Here is a 5562-nt window from a genome sequence, read left to right on the forward strand (position 1 = left end):
AACCTGTGGGCACGCCCGAAAGAGTGGCGTGCGGTTGCCACCCGCTATGAAAAGACCGCCCGTTCCTTTCTCGGCGTCCTCTGCCTCGCCGCTACAGCCGATTGGCTCAAGCTCTAACAGGCCCTAGGGCGGATCGCGGACGGCGGGAAACGGCGGGGAGCGGGAATCCACTCGCCGGACACCGAGCCGGAGCCGCTGCCGCGCGCACGGCCGGCGGAAACGGCTCCGGGGCGGGCGTCCCCGGGCGCGCGCGGCGTCCTGCCCGGCTCCCGCCGTGCGCGCCGCCTTGACCCCGCCCTGACCCCCTGCGATACGGCGACCGCCCCGCCTCTCGGCGGGCGGGGCGCACCGCGGCGCCTGCCCGCTCTCCCGCGACGACAGGAACCACCGACGCCATGCGCGACAAGGGCGAGTACCTCTTCACCTCGGAGTCCGTCTCCGAGGGCCACCCGGACAAGGTGGCGGACCGCATCTCCGACACCGTCCTCGACGCCTATCTCGAGGCCGACCCCTATTCGCGCGTGGCCTGCGAGACGCTGGTCACCACCAACCTGGTCATCCTCGCCGGCGAGACCCGCGGGCCGGACACCGTGACGCCGGAGCTGCTCGCCCACCTCGCCCGCATGGCGGTGCACGACATCGGCTACGACCAGCCCGGCTTCTCCTGGAAGAACGCCCGGGTCGAGGTGCACCTGCACGCCCAGTCGCCCGACATCGCCCAGGGGGTGGACGCCGCCGGCAACAAGGACGAGGGCGCGGGCGACCAGGGCATGATGTTCGGCTACGCCTGCCGCGAGACGCCGGAGCTGATGCCGGCGCCGATCTACTACGCCCACCTGATCCTGCGCCGCATCAGCGAGATGCGGAAGAACAACGACCCGCTGGTCGCCGGGCTGCTGCCCGACGCCAAGAGCCAGGTCACGCTGCGCTACGTGGACGGCAAGCCGGTCGGCGCCACCTCGATCGTCGTCTCCACCCAGCACGCCGAGGGGCTGGAGCAGGCGGAGATCAAGCGCATGCTCTGGCCGATCGTGGAGTCCTCCCTGCCCAAGGGCTGGATGTGCCCGGAGCGCGAGTTCTACGTGAACCCGACCGGCAAGTTCGTGATCGGCGGGCCGGACGGCGACTGCGGCCTCACCGGCCGCAAGATCATCGTGGACACCTACGGCGGCGCGGCCCCGCATGGCGGCGGCGCCTTCTCCGGCAAGGACCCGACCAAGGTGGACCGCTCCGCCGCCTACGCCTGCCGCTACCTGGCGAAGAACGTGGTCGCCGCCGGCCTCGCCGACCGCTGCACGATCCAGGTGAGCTACGCGATCGGCATCTCCCGCCCGCTCTCGGTCTATTTCGACCTGCACGGCACCGGCAAGGACGTGGACGAGGACCGGCTGTCGCGGGTGGTGCAGGAGCTGATGGACCTCTCGCCGCGCGGCATCCGCGAGCACCTGCGCCTCAACCGCCCGATCTACGCGGTGACCTCGGCCTACGGCCATTTCGGCCGCACCCCGGACGAGGAGAAGGGCACCTTCACCTGGGAGCGCACCGACCTGGTGCCGGAGCTTCGGCGCGCCTTCGGGCGCTGAGCGCGCCTCGCCGCCCCCGGGCGCCGCGGCCGGCGGGCGGAGGGGTGCGGCGCGCCCGTGCGCCGCCGTCCCCATCTCCCTTCCCGCCGAGCCATGACCGCCGCAGACCGCGCCACGACCCGCCCGCACCAGCTTGCCGCGGGGGTCCCCGACCGGCTCTACGGCCGCCGCCGCGGCCATCCGCTGCGCCCGCGCCAGCAGCGCCTGCTCGAGCGGACGCTGCCGCGGCTGCGCCTTCCGCCCGAGGCGGCCGCCGACCCGCGGGCGGCCTTCGCCGCGCCGGTGGAGGCGGTCTGGCTCGAGGTCGGCTTCGGTGCGGGCGAGCACGCGCTGGCGCAGATCGCGGCGCACCCCCGCGTCGGCCTGATCGCCAGCGAGGTGTTCGAGAACGGCATCTGCTCGCTGCTGTCGCGCCTGGTGCCGGAGGGGGGCGAGGCGACGGCGCCGCTGCCGCCGAACCTGCGCCTCTGGCCGGAGGACGCCCGGCGCCTGCTCGCGCTGCTGCCCGCGGCCTCGCTGGAGCGGCTGTTCCTGCTCTTCCCCGACCCCTGGCCGAAGGCGCGCCACGCCAAGCGGCGCTTCGTCCACCCGGCGCTGCTGCCGGCGGTGGCGCGGGCGCTGCGGCCCGGCGCGGAGTGGCGGATCGCGACCGACGACCCCACCTACCAGGCCTGGGTCGCGGAGGTGTTCGCCGGCAGCGACCTGTTCGAGGCGGCCCTGGTCGCCGATGCGCGCCCGGAGGGCTGGCCGCCGACGCGCTACGAGGCGAAGGCGCTGCGCGAGGGGCGCCGGCCGCGCTACTGGGCGTTCCGGCGCCGCTGAGGCGGCCCTGCGCACCTTGTCGCGCCGGACCCCGATCGCTATATAGCGGTTGCAAACGCTTTCCGGACCGAACGGGGGGTGGCCTTGAAAGGGGCCGCCTTTTTTGTTGCTTGGCAGTCGAACGTCCACGCCATGAAGGGCTCGAGGCGCGCATCGCCGAGATCGTTGCGCCCACGCTCGAGCACATGGGATACGAACTCGTCCGCGTGCAGATCAGCGGCAAGGAGCGGCCGACCGTGCAGATCATGGCCGACCGGGCCGACGCCGCGCCCTTCCGGGTCGAGGACTGCGAGGCGATCAGCCACGCCCTTGGCGCCGTGCTGGATGTGGCCGACCCCTTCAGCGGGGAATGGACGCTCGAGGTCTCCTCGGCGGGCATAGACCGCCCGCTGACCCGGGCCAAGGACTGGGAGCGCTTCGCGGGCCACCTCGCCACGGTGGAGCTCGCCGTGCCGGTCGAGGGGCGCCGCCGCTTCAAGGGCGTCGCGCTCGGCGCCGACGCGGAGGTGGCGCGCCTGCGGCTGCCGGACGGGACGGAGGTGGCGCTGCCGCGCGGCAACATCCGCAAGGCGAAGCTGGTACTGACCGACGAACTGATCGCCGCCACGGCGGCGAATGCGAAGAGGAACTGAGAACCATGGCCCTGGACGCCACGATCGCGCGCCCCGAGCTGCTGCAGGTGGCCGAGGCCGTCGCGCGCGAGAAGATGATCGAACGCGAGGAGGTGCTCGAGGCGATGGAGCAGGCCATCCAGAAGGCCGGCCGCGCCAAGTACGGGCACGAGAAGGACATCCGCGCCACCATCGACCGCAAGACCGGCGAGGTGAGGCTCTCCCGCTGGACCGAGGTGGTCGAGCAGGAGCCGGTCGAGAACGAGGCGACGCAGATCCCGCTGCGCATCGCGCAGAAGATCAAGCCGGGCATCAAGCCGGGCGAGTTCATCGTGGATCCGCTGCCGCCGATCGACTTCGGCCGCATCGCCGCGCAGACCGCCAAGCAGGTGATCGTGCAGCGGGTGCGCGAGGTCGAGCGCCGGAAGCAGTACGAGGAGTACAAGGACCGTGTCGGCGAGATCGTCAACGGCATCGTCAAGCGCACCGAGTACGGCAACCTGATGGTGGACCTCGGCCGCGCCGAGGCGCTGCTCCGCCGCGACGAGTGCATCCCGCGCGAGTCGTTCCGCAACGGCGACCGGGTGCGCGCCTACATCTACGACGTGCGCGAGGAGCCGCGCGGGCCGCAGATCTTCCTCTCCCGCACGCATCCCGGCTTCCTCGCCAAGCTGTTCGCGCAGGAGGTGCCGGAGATCTACGACGGCATCATCGAGATCAAGGCGGTGGCGCGCGATCCCGGCAGCCGCGCCAAGATGGCGGTGGTGAGCCGCGACTCCTCGATCGATCCGGTCGGCGCCTGCGTCGGCATGCGCGGCAGCCGCGTGCAGGCGGTGGTGCAGGAGCTGCAGGGCGAGAAGATCGACATCATCCCCTGGTCGCCCGACCCCGCGACCTTCATCGTCAACGCCCTGGCTCCCGCCGAGGTGACCAAGGTGGTGCTGGACGACGAGAACCGCCGCTGCGAGGTGGTGGTGCCCGACGACCAGCTCTCGCTCGCCATCGGCCGGCGCGGGCAGAACGTGCGCCTCGCCTCGCAGCTCACCCGCTGGGACATCGACATCCTCACCGAGGCCGAGGAGAGCGAGCGCCGGCAGGAGGAGTTCCGCCGCCGCAGCGCCCTGTTCGTCGAGGCGCTCGACGTGGACGACGTGATCGCCGGCCTCCTCGTGACCGAGGGCTTCGGCTCGATCGAGGAGATCGTCGCCGTGGACGACGAGGAGCTCGCGGGGATCGAGGGCTTCGACGAGAACGTGGCGGCCGAGCTCAAGCGCCGCGCCCTCGCCTATCTCGAGAAGCGCGATGCCGAGTACGACGCGCGGCGGCGCGAGCTCGGGGTCGAGGACGCGGTCGCCGCGATCGAGGGGCTGACCCCGGCGATGCTGGTCTCGCTCGGCGAGAAGGGGGTGAAGACCCTCGACGACCTCGCCGACCTCGCCTCGGACGAGCTGATCGAGATCCTCGGGGCCGAGGCGATGGACGAGGAGACCGCGAGCGCGATCATCATGGCCGCGCGCCGGCACTGGTTCGAGGAGGACGCGCAGGCCGCGGCCGCGGCGCAGGGTGCCGCCGCGGGCCAGGCGGCCGGCGGGGAGGCGGGCCACGCGCAGGGAAGCTGACACCGCCCCGGCCGGGATCCCCGCCCCGCCCGGCCCGCCGCCCGGGGAGGATGCGGACGAGGAGGAGCGCGGCCCGCTGCGCCGCTGCCTCGTCACGCGCGAGCGGCTGCCGAAGGAGGCCATGATCCGCTTCGTCCTGGCGCCGGACCGGACCTTGGTCCCGGACCTCGAAGGCCGGCTGCCGGGGCGGGGAATGTGGTTGAGCGCGCGACGCGATGTGCTAGAACGCGCGAGCCTCCGTGGGGCCTTCGCCAGGGCCGCGCGCGGGCCCGTGCAGGTGCCCCCTGACCTTCGCGCCCGGATCGAGGACGGCCTGAGGCGCCGGATCCGCGATCTGCTTGGCCTCGCGCGGCGCGCCGGGCAGGCGGTGTGCGGGTTCCAGAAGGCGCAGGAATGGCTGAAGGGGGGGCGGGCCGCGCTGGTGGTCCAGGCGGCGGACGGCAGCCCGGCGGAGCGCCGGCGACTCGCCGGGGGGCGCGGAGTCGCGGCGGTCGCGCCGTTGAGCGCGGCGGAACTCGGCGCCGTGTTCGGGCGCGACCAAGCGGTGCACGTCGCAGTGGCGCCGGGCCGGCTGGCGCAGGCGATCAAGGCGGAGGCCGAACGCTTGGCCGGGATCGCGGCGGACGGAATGCGGCAGGCGGCGTCGCCCCCTGGCGCGGCGCGTGACGACGAAGGCGAGGCGGAAGGCCGTCTCGCCGGCGGGACGGACGGAACGGGAACGGGTTCGGATCGGCGGACGGATGAGCGACCATAACGAACAGGATTCGGGCAGGAGCCGGCTGAGCCTGCGGCCCGGCGGCGGCCGCCTGGAGCTGAGCAAGACGGTGGACGCGGGAAGCGTGCGCCAGAGCTTCAGCCACGGTCGCAGCAAGGTGGTGCAGGTCGAGGTGCTGAAGAAGCGCGCCGTCGCCCCGGGCGCCGGACGTC

Annotated in this window: 7 protein-coding genes; all 7 read left to right on the forward strand. The window is 73.2% G+C overall.

The window, feature by feature from the left end; translation table 11 throughout:
* Positions 1 to 117, forward strand: a 117-nt coding sequence (locus K1J50_RS18440) for a transposase (protein ID WP_369413499.1), incomplete at its 5' end; no start/stop codon positions are given.
* Between the two features lie 278 nt (positions 118 to 395).
* Positions 396 to 1583: a methionine adenosyltransferase gene (gene metK, locus K1J50_RS18445; RefSeq protein WP_220119211.1), complete on the forward strand. Its 1188-nt coding sequence runs from the start codon at positions 396 to 398 to the stop codon at positions 1581 to 1583.
* A 93-nt stretch (positions 1584 to 1676) separates the two neighbouring features.
* Positions 1677 to 2405, forward strand: coding sequence for a tRNA (guanine(46)-N(7))-methyltransferase TrmB (trmB, locus tag K1J50_RS18450; protein ID WP_220119212.1), 729 nt, complete (start codon positions 1677 to 1679; stop codon positions 2403 to 2405).
* Positions 2406 to 2515: 110 nt separating this feature from the next.
* Entirely contained in the window at positions 2516 to 3037 is a 522-nt protein-coding gene (rimP, locus tag K1J50_RS18455) for a ribosome maturation factor RimP (RefSeq protein ID WP_220119213.1), read from the forward strand.
* A 5-nt stretch (positions 3038 to 3042) separates the two neighbouring features.
* Entirely contained in the window at positions 3043 to 4635 is a 1593-nt protein-coding gene (nusA, locus tag K1J50_RS18460; protein ID WP_220119214.1) for a transcription termination factor NusA, read from the forward strand.
* A gap of 16 nt (positions 4636 to 4651) precedes the next feature.
* Positions 4652 to 5389: an RNA-binding protein gene (locus K1J50_RS18465; protein ID WP_220119216.1), complete on the forward strand. Its 738-nt coding sequence runs from the start codon at positions 4652 to 4654 to the stop codon at positions 5387 to 5389.
* Positions 5376 to 5562 (forward strand): translation initiation factor IF-2 associated domain-containing protein (locus K1J50_RS18470; RefSeq protein ID WP_220119215.1); only part of this gene is annotated, 187 nt, incomplete at its 3' end. The genes K1J50_RS18465 and K1J50_RS18470, both read left to right, overlap by 14 nt.

The organism is Caldovatus aquaticus, assembly GCF_019458025.1.
GTDB lineage: Bacteria > Pseudomonadota > Alphaproteobacteria > Acetobacterales > Acetobacteraceae > Caldovatus > Caldovatus aquaticus.

Coding starts and splice junctions, on each gene's coding strand:
- metK (WP_220119211.1), top strand. CDS start 396: ATGCGCGACAAGGGCGAGTACCTCTTCACCTCGGAGTCCGTCTCCGAG.
- nusA (WP_220119214.1), top strand. CDS start 3,043: ATGGCCCTGGACGCCACGATCGCGCGCCCCGAGCTGCTGCAGGTGGCC.
- trmB (WP_220119212.1), top strand. CDS start 1,677: ATGACCGCCGCAGACCGCGCCACGACCCGCCCGCACCAGCTTGCCGCG.